The organism is Halomonas sp., from assembly GCF_052095765.1.
Classification (GTDB): domain Bacteria; phylum Pseudomonadota; class Gammaproteobacteria; order Pseudomonadales; family Halomonadaceae; genus Halomonas.
The window spans coordinates 1-15,078 of record NZ_JBQDJZ010000022.1 but is presented as its reverse complement, the minus strand read 5'-3'; the positions used below and the strand labels follow the sequence as shown (position 1 = coordinate 15,078).

Annotated in this window: 15 protein-coding genes and 1 tRNA gene; 4 read left to right on the top strand and 12 right to left on the bottom strand. The window is 60.1% G+C overall.

What is annotated here, in order from left to right:
* The first annotated feature begins 83 nt into the window (after positions 1–83).
* Together rsmD and ACTH3D_RS04745 are read left to right on the top strand one after the other, a co-directional pair.
* A complete protein-coding gene (rsmD, locus tag ACTH3D_RS04750; RefSeq protein WP_441665788.1) occupies positions 84–737 on the top strand; it encodes a 16S rRNA (guanine(966)-N(2))-methyltransferase RsmD in 654 nt (217 codons plus the stop codon).
* 101 nt (positions 738–838) lie between these two features.
* Positions 839–1,060, top strand: coding sequence for a cell division protein ZapB (locus ACTH3D_RS04745; protein WP_441665786.1), 222 nt, complete (start codon positions 839–841; stop codon positions 1,058–1,060).
* A 41-nt stretch (positions 1,061–1,101) separates the two neighbouring features.
* Here the strand turns inward: ACTH3D_RS04745 and ACTH3D_RS04740 are convergent, their stop codons facing one another.
* The 4 genes from ACTH3D_RS04740 to ACTH3D_RS04725 all read right to left on the bottom strand — a co-directional run bounded on the left by ACTH3D_RS04740 (position 1,102) and on the right by ACTH3D_RS04725 (position 4,173).
* Positions 1,102–1,605, bottom strand: a complete 504-nt coding sequence (locus ACTH3D_RS04740; protein WP_441665784.1) for a GNAT family N-acetyltransferase — start codon at positions 1,603–1,605, stop codon at positions 1,102–1,104.
* A complete protein-coding gene (locus tag ACTH3D_RS04735) occupies positions 1,598–2,215 on the bottom strand; it encodes a hypothetical protein (protein ID WP_441665782.1) in 618 nt (205 codons plus the stop codon). The genes ACTH3D_RS04740 and ACTH3D_RS04735 overlap by 8 nt, the downstream gene beginning before the upstream one ends.
* Before the next feature lie 194 nt (positions 2,216–2,409).
* Positions 2,410–2,718, bottom strand: coding sequence for a BolA family protein (locus ACTH3D_RS04730; protein ID WP_441665780.1), 309 nt, complete (start codon positions 2,716–2,718; stop codon positions 2,410–2,412).
* Positions 2,719–2,769: 51 nt separating this feature from the next.
* On the bottom strand, positions 2,770–4,173 hold the full coding sequence (locus ACTH3D_RS04725) for an MFS transporter (RefSeq protein ID WP_441665778.1): 1,404 nt from the start codon (positions 4,171–4,173) through the stop codon (positions 2,770–2,772).
* Positions 4,174–4,350: 177 nt separating this feature from the next.
* Between ACTH3D_RS04725 and ACTH3D_RS04720 the strand changes: the two genes are divergently transcribed.
* Both ACTH3D_RS04720 and ACTH3D_RS04715 read left to right on the top strand, forming a co-directional pair.
* Positions 4,351–4,737: a DsrE family protein gene (locus ACTH3D_RS04720; protein ID WP_441665776.1), complete on the top strand. Its 387-nt coding sequence runs from the start codon at positions 4,351–4,353 to the stop codon at positions 4,735–4,737.
* The gene (locus ACTH3D_RS04715) at positions 4,734–5,213 is read left to right on the top strand and encodes a glycine cleavage system protein H (RefSeq protein ID WP_441665774.1); all 480 of its coding nucleotides are present in this window, start codon (positions 4,734–4,736) and stop codon (positions 5,211–5,213) included. Before ACTH3D_RS04720 ends, ACTH3D_RS04715 begins: the two co-directional genes overlap by 4 nt.
* A gap of 28 nt (positions 5,214–5,241) precedes the next feature.
* On the opposite strand, the gene ACTH3D_RS04710 is transcribed toward ACTH3D_RS04715, so the two are convergent.
* The 8 genes from ACTH3D_RS04710 to ACTH3D_RS04675 form a co-directional block, all read right to left on the bottom strand.
* A tRNA-Sec gene (locus ACTH3D_RS04710) sits at positions 5,242–5,337 on the bottom strand.
* Between the two features lie 16 nt (positions 5,338–5,353).
* Positions 5,354–7,291: a selenocysteine-specific translation elongation factor gene (gene selB / locus ACTH3D_RS04705; RefSeq protein ID WP_441665772.1), complete on the bottom strand. Its 1,938-nt coding sequence runs from the start codon at positions 7,289–7,291 to the stop codon at positions 5,354–5,356.
* Positions 7,288–8,715: an L-seryl-tRNA(Sec) selenium transferase gene (gene selA, locus ACTH3D_RS04700; RefSeq protein ID WP_441665770.1), complete on the bottom strand. Its 1,428-nt coding sequence runs from the start codon at positions 8,713–8,715 to the stop codon at positions 7,288–7,290. Before selA ends, selB begins: the two co-directional genes overlap by 4 nt.
* Before the next feature lie 21 nt (positions 8,716–8,736).
* Positions 8,737–9,678: a formate dehydrogenase accessory protein FdhE gene (fdhE, locus tag ACTH3D_RS04695; protein ID WP_441665768.1), complete on the bottom strand. Its 942-nt coding sequence runs from the start codon at positions 9,676–9,678 to the stop codon at positions 8,737–8,739.
* A gap of 123 nt (positions 9,679–9,801) precedes the next feature.
* Positions 9,802–10,440 (bottom strand): formate dehydrogenase subunit gamma, encoded by a 639-nt coding sequence (locus ACTH3D_RS04690; RefSeq protein ID WP_441665766.1) that lies wholly within the window; start codon positions 10,438–10,440, stop codon positions 9,802–9,804.
* A complete protein-coding gene (gene fdxH, locus ACTH3D_RS04685; protein ID WP_441665764.1) occupies positions 10,430–11,425 on the bottom strand; it encodes a formate dehydrogenase subunit beta in 996 nt (331 codons plus the stop codon). Before fdxH ends, ACTH3D_RS04690 begins: the two co-directional genes overlap by 11 nt.
* Before the next feature lies 1 nt (position 11,426).
* Entirely contained in the window at positions 11,427–14,501 is a 3,075-nt protein-coding gene (gene fdnG, locus ACTH3D_RS04680; protein ID WP_441665762.1) for a formate dehydrogenase-N subunit alpha, read from the bottom strand.
* A gap of 394 nt (positions 14,502–14,895) precedes the next feature.
* Positions 14,896–15,078 (bottom strand): hypothetical protein (locus tag ACTH3D_RS04675; protein WP_441665760.1); only part of this gene is annotated, 183 nt, incomplete at its 5' end.

Sequence of the window (15,078 nt, the reverse complement as noted above, 5' to 3'; positions counted from 1 at the left end):
TCACTGCCTCGCGGGTGAACGAATCTGCCCATCCTACCACCGAGCACCATGACTGTGGATAACGCGGCCGCTACAATCCCCTCATGAAACGACGACACTCCCCCAAAGGCCGTACTCGCGGCTCCCGCAAATCGCCGGCAACAACGCCAGCGGCGACTGGCAGCGGACGGCTGCGCATCATTGGTGGCGAATTCCGTCGCCGCCTGTTACCCATCATCAATCACCCCGGCTTGCGGCCAACGCCCGATCGCGTTCGCGAAACCCTGTTCAACTGGCTGGGCAGCTCGACCTCTGGTGCCAGTGTGCTTGATCTTTGTGCTGGTACCGGAGCACTGGGCCTTGAAGCGCTTTCGCGGGGTGCGGCCCGGACCCAACTGGTAGAAAATGACGCCCGAGTGGCAAGAGCACTGGCTGGCAACCTGGCAGCCCTGGGGATCAGCGATGAACGCGCCTGGATCATCACCGCTGACGCGCTACGCTTTCTGGCCGGCACGCCTCAGGCCTTTGATGTCGTCTTTGTAGACCCCCCTTTCCGTCAAGGGCTCGCCGCTCGCTGCTGCGCTGCGCTAGCCAATGGCTGGTTGGCGGATAACGCATGGGTCTATGTGGAAACCGAAAACGGTCTGCCACTTGAGGTACCCGAGAACTGGATACTGCATCGCGAAATCCGTGCTGGCGACAGCCATGGCCGGCTGTACTATTGCTGTGCAAATCACACACCCGCCTCAGACGCTTGATGAGGCCGGCTCGCGGCGTTACGCTTTGCCTCTGATGGGCGCCGCTCGCTATAGCACATGACAGGCCACCCCCACACTCGAATCATCGTCAGGAGAAACACATGAGTATCGAAATCTTCAACCAGCTCGAACAGAAGGTCACCAGCGCCGTTGAGACCCTGGAGCTAATGAAAATGGAAGTCGAGGAGCTGCGTGAGGAAAACACCCGCCTCAAGCAGGAGCAGGAAGACTGGAGCCAGCGTCTAAGCTCCCTGTTAGGTAAGCTCAACGAAGTCGATGTGGAAGGCAGAGAGGCGCCAGCCCAGGAGCAGGCCTCTCTCTGAGCCAGCCTGAATCGGCGTCCTGCCTGACGCAAGCTACCCAGCTATTCCCTGCTGGCCAACCGCAACGACATCAGGCAGGCATCCTCACGCCCCTCACGCGCTGCGTAGTAGTCTTTACGAACCCCGTCCAGCTCAAAGCCTGCCCGACGATACAGCGCTAGCGCTGCACTATTGCTTGCCCGCACTTCAAGCAGCAGCCTTTCGCTTGCCCAAAGCCCCGCCCTTTCAATAACGCCTGCCAACAGTCGCTGGCCAAGGCCATGCCGGCGCCATGCCGGGGTGACCATGATCGCTTGAAGCTCGGCATCAATACCGAGGTTGACCAGCACGGCATGCCCTGCCAGCTGTTTTTTATGCCAGATGCCAAGTACTGAGGTATCGCTATCGGCTGACGCTGTGTCAGTCAGGGCGGCAGCCCACTGCGCCTCGCTCCAGGGAGTCGATGGGTAAAGCCGCTCAAGCGCCAGCAGTGACGCCAGATCCTTGTCAGCCAACTCGCCCAGCCGCCAGCCCCTACGCTCATGCGTTATACAGTTTTCAATCATCAGCAGGGATTTCCCAGTCAGCCAGGCGCGGCCACAGCGCCCGTTTCCCCTCGGCACTGGCGCTCAAAGCGTCAAGCTCAGGGCCCAGCCAGACCGGTAGATCAAGGGTCGTGCTGCGCCCGCTTTCAATAGCCAGCAGCTGCCTGAGCGTATCGTCCATGCCAAACACCAGCACCTGATGCGGGTGCCACCCCATGCGCTGTCGCCCACTGAAAAAAGCGTTCAACCCATCACGGGCATCCTGGCCGGGGTCATGACTGAACTCCTGAAGTGAGCCGCCCTGAAACGGCGGCCAACGATACTCCTCAAGCACAGGTAGCTGATCAAGCCCAATACCGGCGGCGGTGAACAGATTACCGAGCAGCCGGATCAGGCTAGCTGGTAGCGCCTGCTGCGCCGGGACAATCACCAGCCAGCGGCCTGCCATGCAGCCTACCTGCAGACGAAACTTCCAATGAGCCTGCCCCTCAGACGGCTGAAGACCTACCCCAGGTTCAGGCTGAGACTGAGGGGGTATCTCGCCCTGGGCGTCGTGCTGACTCGGTGGAGAACCAAGAACTGGAGAGCCCTCTGCGGCCAGCAGCGCCTGAAAGCGTTCGCGCGGGGCCATTGCTGGCCCCCCCCCCACCGAGCCAGCTTCCCTCGCAGCCCCAGCCTGACCAGCCCCTTGACTCATCTGCCTGTCAACTGTTGGCTGCGGCCACTCACACGCCTCACTAGGCAGTGCGTTGGGTAGCTGATATTTCGGCACCCAGGCCGTCAGGCCCATGGCATCGAGATACTGCAGCCGATGCGGCTCGCTTCTCACGCGCCGACGCCCTTGCAGTCCGGTGAGTCCGGGCGCGTACCGCCGCGCTTTTCCCATTCGGTAGGCGTGTAGGGATGCAGCGCCAGCGCGTGCACCGGACCGGCCAACTCATCAGCGACCAACGCATAGATCTGCTGGTGGCGCTTGACCGGCAATATGCCTTCAAACTGTGATGACACCACGGTCACCTTAAAATGCGTCTCTGAGTTGGCCGGCACCGCGTGAGCGTGGCTTTCATTCTCAACCTCCAGAAACGTAGGCTCCAGTGCCTGTAGCTTGCCTTCAATCTGGGCTTGAACCTTCATGACGACTCCTGAATACGATAGATACTGAATACGTGAATACGACAGGACAGTTCATTGTACCTGTTTGGCAGCCGCGGATGCTTGCACCTGCGCCAGTGGCATCCGCCACAGGCTAACCAGCAACGCTAGCAGACAACTAGCACTGCCCAGCCACAGCGCTGCCTGCACTGGCAGCGCTGTGGCTAGAAAGGCACCCACGATGGCAACCCCCAGCGACTGAGCCACGGTGCGCGTGGTGCTCATGGTGCCAGAGGCATTGGCGCTGCGCTCGCGGGAAATGCTGCCCATCAGCTCGCGGTTATTTGGCGACTGGAAGAGGCCAAATCCGGTACCACAAAGCGCCATGCGCCAGGCGATATCCAGCATGCCGGCCTCAGGACCAAGTCGCGCCAGAGCCACTAGCCCAATCAGCAACAACCCAAGACCGATACTGGCCGGCACTGCCGGGTTCAGACGGTCAGCCAGCCGCCCCGCCTGCGGCCCGACCACCATCACCGTCAACGGCCAGGGTGTAAACAGCCAGGCCGTCTGCAATGGTGTCATGCCCATGTTTTCCTGAAACATGAAGGACAACGCCACAAAAGCTACGCCGTGGCCAATAAACGCCAGACACTGAGCCACCAGTGCCAAGCGAAAGCGCGGCACACCAAACAGCTCCAGGTGCAGCAGCGGGTGTGGCGCACGCCGCTGGCGCCGTAGAAACAGACTGAACGACAGCACCGCCAACCCCAGCCATAGCAACACCGGCCAACGCAGCGCACCGTGCCCTAGGGCTTCCATGGCGGCGAAAAACGCCGACAGTGTCACAATGGCGCCCAAAGCTCCAGGCACATCAAAACTGCCCTGACGTCGCGGCTCCTTGGGCAAGGCCCGCCAGGCCAGCCAGGCCGCGGATACACCCAGTGGCGCAGTCATAATGAACAGCCACGGCCACTCTGCTACCGAGAGTACGAGGCCGCCAATGGCCGGCCCAGCGGCATACCCCACAGCCACCACCATGGCGCTCAGGCCCAAAGCGCTACCTAGCAGCCGGGAAGGAAAGATCGAGCGATACAGCGAGGTGCCGATGGACAACGTGGCAGCGGCACCTAGGCCCTGCAGGCCGCGAAACACCAGCAAGGTTTCCAGCCGAGAAGACAGCGCCGCCCCTATCGCCGCCAAGCTGAACAGCGTCATGCCGAAGGTGTACATGCGACGGCGCGAAAACAGTTCACTGAGTCCAGCAAATACCAGTAGGAACGCCGCGCACACAATCTGGAACAGATTGGTCACCCAAACCACCTGTGAACCCGATACCTGCAGGTCTCTGGCGATACTGGGCAAAGCCACATTAATCATGGTGGTATCGATCACCGCCATGCTGGTTCCGAGCACCAGCGCCAGCACCGCCAGACGCCGTTCGCTACCCGGCAGACCATCATCGCCGTCTCGGTCAGTGAAAAGTCGACTGGTCAATCGTTGTCTCCTGTTTTGCTGGCACGCTATCAGTGTGGCGGCTTGCCGGCAGACCGCAAGCCATCGACAATGGAACGGCAAGTGCCGCACCTGGCGGCAAATCACTGTTCACTGACCGGCTGTCGCTTATGCCCTGACCTCAGGAAACAAGCGCAGCAGTCCGCAAGGAGCCCAGCCATGGCGGCAACCGTTGAACGTGTCCTGATTCTGGTAACCAGTGGGCCCAGCACGCCAGCGCGTTGCGCAGCACCCTTCCACGTTGCCACACTGCTGGCCTGCCTGGACGCCAAGGTAACACTCTATCTGACCGGCGAAGCAGCCGAGCTGGCCCGCCCCGGCGTGGCCGAAGCGCTGTATGCCGACCCTGGAGGGGCGCCGGTCATTCATTTTATCCGCCAGGCTCACCAGATAGGCGCACGCATCTTATTGTGTCGCAAACCCCCGCCACCGGGACAGTCTGCGTCACCACCAGTTACTGAGCTGATCGCCGAAGTGGAAGACTACGGCAGCGGCGGCGAGCTGGCGACCATGATTCTTGAATACGAACGGGTGCTTTCGCTGTGATACTCGACGAACTCATATTTCCCGACCATCTGTGGTACGCCCCAGAGCACAGCCTGTGGCTGCGCGAGGAAGACGACGGTCAGATTACCCTAGGGCTGAGCGCCTATGGCGTGGCGTTGTTTGGTGACATCTTCAACTTCACCCCTAAGCGTCTTGGTGTGCATATCGCTACAGACCGCAGCTTCGGCGTGGTGGAGTTCGCCAAAGCGGCGGCAGCGGCCAAAAGCCCACTTGCTGGCACCGTAAGCGCACACAACCCATTGCTGGATACACGTCCAGCACTGATCCACCGCGACCCTTACGGCGAGGGCTGGATGATTCGCGTGATTCCCGACGACTGGCCTACGGCGCGTACGCAGCTGCTGCAAGGCGATCAGGCGATCGCCGCCTTTACCAAACAAGCCGAGCGCGACGGTTTCGATCCCGAGGACAGGAGTGTGCAGGCACTGAAGCTGATAGAGCCGCGAAAAAACTGAGCAGCGCTAAGGAAAAGCGGGCTGCGAATGGCGGAAGGCAGTGGGAGTCGAACCCACCCAGGAACGGCTGCCGTCCCCAACCGGAGTTGAAGTCCGGCCGCACCACCGGATGCGATTGCCTTCCGTCAGCTGTGGCTATCTTAACCCGTTCTGACGCGCACAACCACGTCACTTTCTTCACGCACCCGGCGCTGATTGCCAAAACGCCGAGTTACACCGATACGGTCCAGATACTCGAGCAGCTGCACGCAGCGCTTGCGCCCGAGACCCAGGGCATCGCGAAAATCAATCACACTCAGGGTGCCATCAGCATCAGCCAGCTGAATGGCTGTATCAGCAAGCTTGTCCACGCTGCTTTCAGGGTAAAAGAGATCACGCACTACCTGGTGCAACTCGCCCATACGTGCCAGCTTGCGCAGCAGCCCACGTACCTCGGCCTCATTGCGGTTTTCCAGTCGGGCCAGGTCGCGCACCCAGGGCGGATCAATACCGCCGTTGTGTAGATGCACCACCAACTGTGCTTTAAGCGCCTCTTCCGCTTCGCTAAGACGCACGCGGTGATCAGGCAGATGTAGCCAGGGGCCGCTGGAAACCAGGCGACTATCTGCTCGCGCCGCCTCCACTAGCGCCGTGAATACCACTGGCTCCAGCGCTGGCAAACCCTGCGCTATGCCATAGCGACGCAAACGGCTCCGGTCCGGCCCCGGCTCGTCAGGCTGCTCATCATGAAAACGACCCAGCACCTCGATCAGCGTAGCGCCCAATACCTCCCAACGAGCAGCATCAAGCAGCCGCGCCCCTCGTGCAGTGTCCACACTGATGGCTGCTTGCGGTAACTGCCAACTGTCCTGCTGCCGATTGAACTGACGCGCCAGCCGCTCTGGTGCCAGACCGTTGTCGGTGCCTTCGAGCAGGGTTGGCAGTGCTTGTTCAAGCGTCGCTGCGTCCAGCGCATGCAGCTGCGCCAGCCTCGTCGGCGTCCGTCGCTGTCGGCTGGGCGCCAGCGGGTCAAGCACGACTCCGCCACCCAGGGTGTGCCAGGCTGACTGATCGCGCAGTACCAGCGCATCACCGTGTACGGCGTGGGCATGACCATTCAGCACCAGCTGAGCCAGAGTACTTTCGCCCGGCGCCACGCGCGAGTCCTCCAGCAGCGCCACACGGCCGGTCAGGTGCTGGGCACCCAAGTGCACATGCACCGGCGTCCAGTGCTCCAGCGCCCGGGCCGCATCGCCCAACAGACTAAGACGGATATCCAGTCGTCGGCTGCCGCCCAACAGCGCCTCGGGCAACAGCCAGCTACCGCGCTCGACCTGATCCGCTCTGAGCCGCTCACCGACCAGGTTGAGCGCTACCCGTTGACCGGCCGTAGCAGTTTCAGCTGCCCGGTTCTGGGCATGCAAACCGCGGACCCGCACACGCTGCCGGGCATCGTTGCTGTCTACCAGCCACAGGCTGTCACCCACTGCCACACGCCCGGCAATGGCAGTACCGGTCACCACTACGCCAGCACCGGTCACGCTGAACGCCCGATCGACAGAAAGTCGAAAATGGCCCGCATCAGCGCGCTGCGCCACCCCTCGCGCCGCGTCCTCAAGGGACTCGCGCAACGACGCAATACCTTGGCCGGTAACGCTGGACACTGTAAAGCAGGGAGCTTCGTGAAAGGGACCGTCAGCCAGCAGCGCCATAATCTCGGCCTCTGACTCGCTGCGACGCTCGGCATCGACACGGTCGCACTTGGTCAGCACCACCCATAGGCGCGGAATGCGCAGCAGCGCGAGAATCGCCAGATGCTCGCGGGTCTGAGGCATGACGCCGTCATCGGCGGCCACTACCAGCAGCGCCAAGTCGACGCCACCGGCCCCCGCCAACATGTTGTGTACGAAACGCTCGTGGCCCGGCACGTCGATGAAACCCAGGGTGGCACCATCGCCCAGCTCAGCATAGCGATAGCCCAGATCAATAGTGATGCCACGCTCGCGCTCCTCGCGACGCTGGTCGCCGACATGTCCCGTCAGCGCTTCCAGCAGCGCTGTCTTGCCGTGGTCGATGTGCCCCGCCGTCGCAACAATCATGCTGACGTGCCCCCCCAGGCCTCAAGCTGGTGCATGAAAAGAGATTCATCGTCGAGCTGGCGCAGATCAAGCCACAGGGCATCATCATCGAGCCGCCCCACTACTGGCACAGGCAGCTCACGCAAAGCCGTCATCAAGCTTGCCAGCGCGCGGCTGCGCTCACGCCGCGAACCGCCCGGCCGCAGGCACAGTGCCGCGCTGGGAAGACGCGCCACCGGCTGAGCGCCGCTTCCGATCATGCCCCGGGCACTTGCGACCTCAACCTGCCAGCCCTCACCTAAGCGCACAGCAACAAGAGCGGCAACCCGCGACACCAGTCGCTCGGCCTGGGCGCGAATGTCCGCTTCAGGGCGAGTCAGCAACTGCAGGCTAGTCAACCGCTCGCTCAAGCGATCTGGATCATGATACAGTTGCAGTACCGCTTCGAGCGCGGCCAGGGTCACCTTGTCGACTCTGAGCGCCCGCTTGAGCGGATGCGCTTTGATACGCTCGATCAGCTCTCGGCGCCCGACGATAATTCCCGCCTGAGGGCCGCCCAGCAGTTTGTCACCACTGAAGGTGACGATATCGGCACCGGCGGCCAGCGACTCCTGCACTAACGGCTCTCGCGGCAGGTTCCAGCGCGACAGGTCCACCAGACTGCCACTACCCAGATCTTCCAGCAGCGGTAGCTCATGAGCACGGGCTATCTGCGCCAGCTGCCGGGTTTCGACGCTGGCGGTAAAGCCCTCAATACAGTAGTTGCTGGCATGGACCCGCATCAGCAGTCCGGTGTGCTCGTTGATGGCGTTTGCATAGTCGCGCGGATGGGTACGATTGGTGGTGCCGACTTCGCGCAGCGTAACGCCGGCCTGGGCCATGATGTCAGGAATACGGAAGGCACCGCCGATTTCGATCAGCTCACCGCGGGATATGACGCCCTCACGCCCCGCCCCCAGGGCACTGAGCGCCAGCAGCACCGCGGCGGCGTTATTATTGACCACGGTGACCGCCTCGGCGCCGGTCAGCTCACAGACCAGTGTTTCTACCAGGCTGTCACGATCGCCGCGCTGACCGTTAACCAGATCAAACTCCAGGTTGGTGGGATGGCGCGCCGCCAGCGCCATGGCCTCAATCGCTTCTTCCGGCAGCAGCGCACGCCCCAGGTTGGTGTGCAGTACCGTGCCAGTCAGGTTGAGCATGCGCCGCACCTGAGGACGGTGGCGCTGCTCCAGGCGTGCCGCCACCCTGGCCACTAGCAGCTCTTCGGCCAGCATCTGTGCGGTCAGTGTTTGCTGCTGCAAAGCTTCGCCAAGCTCGGCCAACTGTTCGCGCACCGCATCACGCAGTGCCACGCGCCCGAACTGTAGCGTCAGAGCATCCATCCCTTGGGCGTTCAGCAGTTTTTCCACTGAGGGTGGCCGCAGTTGCGGTGTTGATGTCATTGTGCGACTTACCCCACTTGTTTATGCTTGGCCAGCTGCACCATCACCGCCCGGCGCCAGCAGCAGGTTAGGCGCACGGCGCTGAAAACCGTCCTCTGCCATACGCAAGTCAAGATCCAGGCTGGCCAGGTCAGCCGTCGTGGCCTCACCGTCCGGGGCAATTTCAAGATACAGCTGCTTCAAATAAGTATGGCAGTCAGGGCAGGCTTCCGCCTTGATTCCATGGGGCGTGTCATCGAAATGCAGGTAGTCGAGTTCGCGAGTGCTCAGGCAATGGCTACACTTGAGGCGCACATAGTGCCACTCAACAGCACACAGCGAGCATACCAGATAGCGCACGCCATCAATGGGCCGCTGGTGGCGGATCACTCCAGCCACCGGTAGCGAACCGCAGCAGGGGCACTCAGTCTGGTCCTCACGTTCCCGAAACTGTGTCACATCAATGGCACTGAGCCAATGTCGCCAGGCCAGCTGTAGCGCGGCACCCATAAACGGCACCAGCGCGCCGGGCACCTCGGTAAAGCGCCCGCCCAATAGAGACGTCGCCCAGCCCCTGCGCTGATCGGCATCGGCCTGGCCCAGAGTACTCAAGGCGTTTTTTACCGCCTCGGGCAGCTGTGGATTCTCCTCGGCAAAAACATCCAGCCAGGCATCAAGCAATATCTGCCAGCCTCGCTCATGAAGCAGCGTATCTACTGCCAGAGGCGGCATATCATGTTCCAGTGCTGAGCTGATCCGCTGTGGGTCGAGTTCCGCCACTGCAGGTGGCGCATCCAGCACGCTCTGCTGGGCACGGCTGATCTGAGCCAGCAAGTTCAGATAGGCGCCCATGACGTGGTCCTGGGCCAGTGCCCCAAAACGTTCAGCACGCTGACTAAACAGATCCGCCGGTGGTGCCTGCACAAAGGGCGGTGTCATTGCTGAGGCTTCGATCTGGCCGGGTTCTAGAATTCTGGAGGTCACGAGATGGCTCCTTGTATGGGCGGGCCAGCCCATTTGAGCAGGCCCACAACCAAAAAGACAGACAGCGCCCGGAGGCGCCGTCTGATATTGCGTTCAAACAACCTGTTTAAAATCAGGTGCTGATCAGCGCTCTTCTTTCTCGCGCATTTCGTCATACCATAGGCCATGGTGCTTGCGCGCCCAAGCCTGACTGACCTTGCCGGACACCATGGCATCCACCGAGCCCTTGACCCAGATGGCGGCATAGATGTGCACGATGATGCTGCAGATCAGCACAAAGGCTGCAAGCGCATGAAGCAGGCTGGCAAAGCGGATGATACCAATGCTAAAAGCACCGCTGAAGTACTGACGCCAGATCACGATACCGGTCAGCAGCAATATTACCATGCTGACCACCAGCACCCAGAACAGGATCTTCTGGCCCGCATTGTACTTACCCACCTGCGGCAGGTTTTCCTCGCGGTTGGTGACCACGTCGCGCCATTGGGCAAGCCACTGGCGGTCGTGATCCTTGAGCCGATTCCGCTTGGCAAAGCGCAGGGTCATGACGGCAAACAGGGCAAACATCGCCACCCCGAGAAAGGGGTGCAGGATGCGTGTCCAGGGCCCACCACCAAACAGGTTGCTCAGCCAGAACAGTGCCGGATGGAACAGCGCCAGACCCGACAGCCCGGCCATGATGAACAGCAGCGCAACCGCCCAGTGATTGGTGCGCTCATTGGCAGTGTAGCGCTGCAACTCCTGATTCGTATCACGGTTCATGTTTGTCCCCTCCCGGGCCGGAATCACGATCCCCGGCAGAATCCTGTGGTTTCACCGGCGGCTCGACGCCATCACCGCTGCCTGACTCTCCCCTCGCATGTGCAGCGCCTTTGTCATCGCCCTTCCATTCGGCGTCATCAGCCTTGATGCGATTAGGTCCAACACGCATGTAGTGGAAGAAACCGGCCAGCGCAGTGGCACCCATGGCCAGCATGGCCAACGGTTTGGTTACGCCCTTCCAAGCACCGACCATCGGACTGACTGAGGGATCCTGGGGCAGGCCGCTATACAGCTCTGCCTTGTCGGCATGATGCAGCACATACATGACGTGGGTGCCGCCCACACCGGAAGGGTCGTAAAGCCCGGCATTGTCAAAGCCGCGCCGATTAAGATCAGCAATCCGCCAGTCGGCATGCTCTTTCATGTCCTGCTTGGTACCAAACACGATCGCTCCGGTCGGACAGGTCTTCACGCAGGCAGGCTCCAAGCCCACGTTGACGCGGTCAGAGCACAGCGTGCACTTGTAGGCCTTGCTGTCCTTTTCAGAGATACGCGGCACATCGAACGGACACCCCGTGATGCAGTAGCCACAACCAATACAGTTGTCCTGGTTGAAGTCGACGATACCGTTGGCGTACTGCACGATCGCACCAGGGCTGGGGCAAGCCTCCAGACACCCAGGCTCGGCGCAGTGCATGCAGCCATCTTTGCGAATCAGCCACTCCAGATTGTCATCGGCCGTTTCGTGCTCGGCAAAGCGCATCACCGTCCACGACTTCGCGGTCAAGTTATCGGGGTTGTTATAGGTACCGTCATTGGTACCGATCTCATCGCGCAGATCATTCCACTCCGAACACGCCACCTGGCACGCCTTGCAGCCAATGCAAAGCGTGGTATCGATCAACTTTGCCAGCTCATCAACCTGACGCACCGATGGGCTCGGAGTAGTGGTAGCAGAGCGCGCTATAACGTCTTGTGTCGCCATGTCACACCCTCTCCACGTTAACCAGGAAGGATTTGAACTCCGGCGTCTGGGTGTTGGCATCCCCGACAAACGGCGTCAACGTATTGGTGACATAACCGTTCTTGGTCAGCCCGACATACCCCCAGTGCAGCGGAATCCCCACGTGGTGCACGGTCTTGCCATCGACCAGCAACGGCCTGAGTCGCTTGGTGACCACCGCCACCGCTTCGATATAGCCGCGATTGGAAGAAACTCGCACCCGATCACCAGCCTTGACACCGATCTCATTACCCAGCGCCTCGCCAATTTCAACGAACTGCTGCGGTTGGATGATGGCATTGAGCCGGCAATGCTTGGTCCAGAAATGGAAGTGCTCAGTCAGCCGGTAGGTGGTTGCCGCATGCGGGAACTCTTCGGCATCTCCGAACAGTTCCATGTCATTCCGGAATACCCTGGCCGCCGGATTGCTGGTCACTTCGGCAAAGTCTGGATGCAGAGGGTTGCGGCCGATAGGCGTTTCAAACGGCTCGTAGTGCTCGGGGAAAGGCCCTTCGACCATATTATCGCGAGCAAAGAAGCGTGCCACGCCTTCCGGGTTCATGATGAACGGACTCATACCGTCTTCTGGCGCCGAGGAGGCGGCAAAGTCGGGCACATCAGTGCCGGTCCACTTGCTGCCATCCCACCACACCAGACGCTTGTGCTTGTCATCCCAGGGATCGCCCGCCACATCGGCAGAAGCCCGGTTGTACAGGATGCGACGGTTAGCAGGCCACGACCAAGCCCAGCCCAGCGTCTGCCCCATGTCGTAGGGGTCAGCGTTATCACGCCGGGCCATCTGGTTACCCTCGGGAGTCCAGGAACCACAGAACAGCCAGCAGCCGCTGGCGGTGCTGCCATCGTCACGCAGCTGACCAAAACCTGACAGCTGCTCACCAGCCCGCACCTGCAGCTCGCCGGTGTCCGGATCGTGGAGGTCAACCAGCGCCTTGCCATTGTATTCCTTGGCAATTTCCTCCGGCGCCGGCTCATCAGGACGCTCATAGGACCAGTCCAGATTGAGGATGGGATCCGGGAAAGCACCACCTTCCTGCACATACAGCTTACGCAAGCGATGGAACAGGCCGCCCATGATGAAGACGTCAGGGCGCGCCTCACCCGGTGGCTCAGCGCCTTTCCAGTGCCACTGAAGCCAGCGGCTGCTATTAACCAGCGAGCCGTCTTCCTCGGCAAAGCAGCTGGTAGGCAGACGGAACACCGTGGTCTGGATATTGGCAGTATCCACGTCGTTATAATCATCAACGTGCTGCCAGAATTCAGACGTTTCAGTCATCAGCGGATCCATCACCACCAGGTAGTTCAGACGCGACAGAGCCGCACTGATCTTGGCCTTGTTGGGGAAGGAGCCGATCGGGTTGAAGCCCTGGCAGAAATAACCGTTGACCTTGCCTTCGTACATCATGTCGAAGACTTTGAGGACGTCATACATCGGTTCGTCCAGCTTGGGTAGCCAGTCGTAGCCGTAATTGTTGTCCTCGTTCACGGCATCGCCATACCAGGCCTTCATCAGGCTGACATGAAAGCGGCCATAGTGCTGCCAGTAAGACATCTGCCCTGGACGCAGCGGCTGTGGCGCACGCTTGGCGATATAATCCGCATAGCTCTGCTCGCCATCGCGCGGCAGAGTCAGATATCCCGGCAGCAGGTTAGACAGCAGTCCCAGGTCAGTCAGCCCCTGAATATTGGAGTGCCCGCGCAACGCGTTGACGCCCCCCCCCGGCATGCCGATATTGCCCAGCAACAGCTGCAACATGGCACCGGCGCGAATCATCTGTGAGCCCACGGAGTGCTGAGTCCAGCCCAGCGCATACAGGATGGTCATGGTTTTGCCGGGGACAGACGTCTCGGCAATGTTTTCCCACACTTGCAGCATCTTGTCTTTCGGTGTGCCACAGATACTGCTGACAACATCCGGCGTATAGCGACTGTAGTGCTGCTTGAGCAGCTGATAGACGCAGCGCGGATGTTTCAGGGTCATGTCGACCTTGGCATGACCGTTCTCATCAAGCTCGTAATCCCAGTCGCCCTTTTCCGGATAGCTGCGCGACTCGGCGTCATAGCCGTTGAACAGACCATCCTTGAAGGTGAAGCCCTGCTTCACGATGAACGGCATGTCAGTATAGTTGCGCACGTACTCGTGCTGGATACGATTGCTCTCAATCAGGTGATTGATCAAACCACCCAGAAAAGCAATATCCGTACCAGTGCGAATCGGTGCGTACAGGTCGGCCACCGAAGCGGTCCGGGTAAAGCGTGGATCGACCACCAACAATTTAGCCTGGTTATGCGCCTTGGCTTCAGTTACCCACTTGAAGCCACAAGGGTGCGCTTCAGCAGCATTGCCGCCCATTACCAGCACCAGGTTAGCGTTTTTGATGTCGTTCCAGTGGTTTGTCATGGCACCACGGCCAAACGTCGGGGCAAGACCTGCCACCGTCGGGCCGTGTCAAACGCGCGCCTGGTTATCAAACCCCAGAATACCCAGCGAACGCACGACCTTGTGGGTCATGTAGCCCGCCTCACTGGAAGCCGCCGAAGCCGCCAGAAAGCCAGTGGACAACCAACGGTTGACGGTTTCGCCCTTTTCATTCTTTTCAATGAAGTTTTCGTCGCGATCGTCTTTGACCAGACGTGCGATGCGATTGAGGGCATCATCCCAGCTGATCCGCTTCCACTCGCTGCTGCCTGCTTCGCGCACCTGCGGGTACTGCAAGCGGTTGGGGCTGTGAATGAAGTCGACAAGACCGGCCCCTTTGGGACACAGGGTGCCACGGTTAACGGGATGGTCAGCGTCGCCTTCGATATGAAAAATATCCTGCTCGACGTTTCTGCCACCGCTGCCGCGACTATAAAGAATGAGACCACAGCCTACCGAGCAGTAGGGGCAGGTGTTGCGCGTTTCTTTAGTGTTGGCCAGCTTAAACTGGCGAATCGATCCGGCGTAGGCCGAATCGGGCGCCATGCCGAGCGCACCGAGGCTCGATGCCCCGATACCTGCCCCGCAGAACTTGAAAAATTCCCGACGGCTTAACTCCATCGTGTTCTCCCCCTATGTCGCTGTGCTTGTGCACAGCTGCCTGCACTGCTGCCTCTTTTTGATCGGACAGCTGGTTTGGCAGCGCTACGGAAATACAAAGTGACGCACCGCAAATCCGACACTCCTCAGGTACGTCAGCGAAAATCTGACAGGCCTCCAGTCTGCAGCCACAAACCTGTTCCAAGGATATTAGCAGGCAGAAAATTAAACACCAACATTGCAACGGCCTGCTAAAACCACACTGCGGGCGGGCTAACCACCCTGGCAGCCTTGCTAAAACCTGACTGACAAACCATAAGGGCAGGATGTCCGACCACTATCATTCTTCAGCATTACGAAGAATTTTTGATCAATAATATTGTATTTATTGCTTGATATGGATCAATTTTAATCATCAACACCAGGTTTGGCCATTGTCGGAAAGTATGTATCGAAATGTCGTTATATAAATAAAATATAGCGCATGAAAATCTCGTACAATGATGCCTTCGACCCAGCTTTCACGATTCCTGACAAAGGAAAAAAAGGGCTCTTCGTCGTTGGGTGTGGAATTCGCCCCCTGAGCTGGGCCAGGATA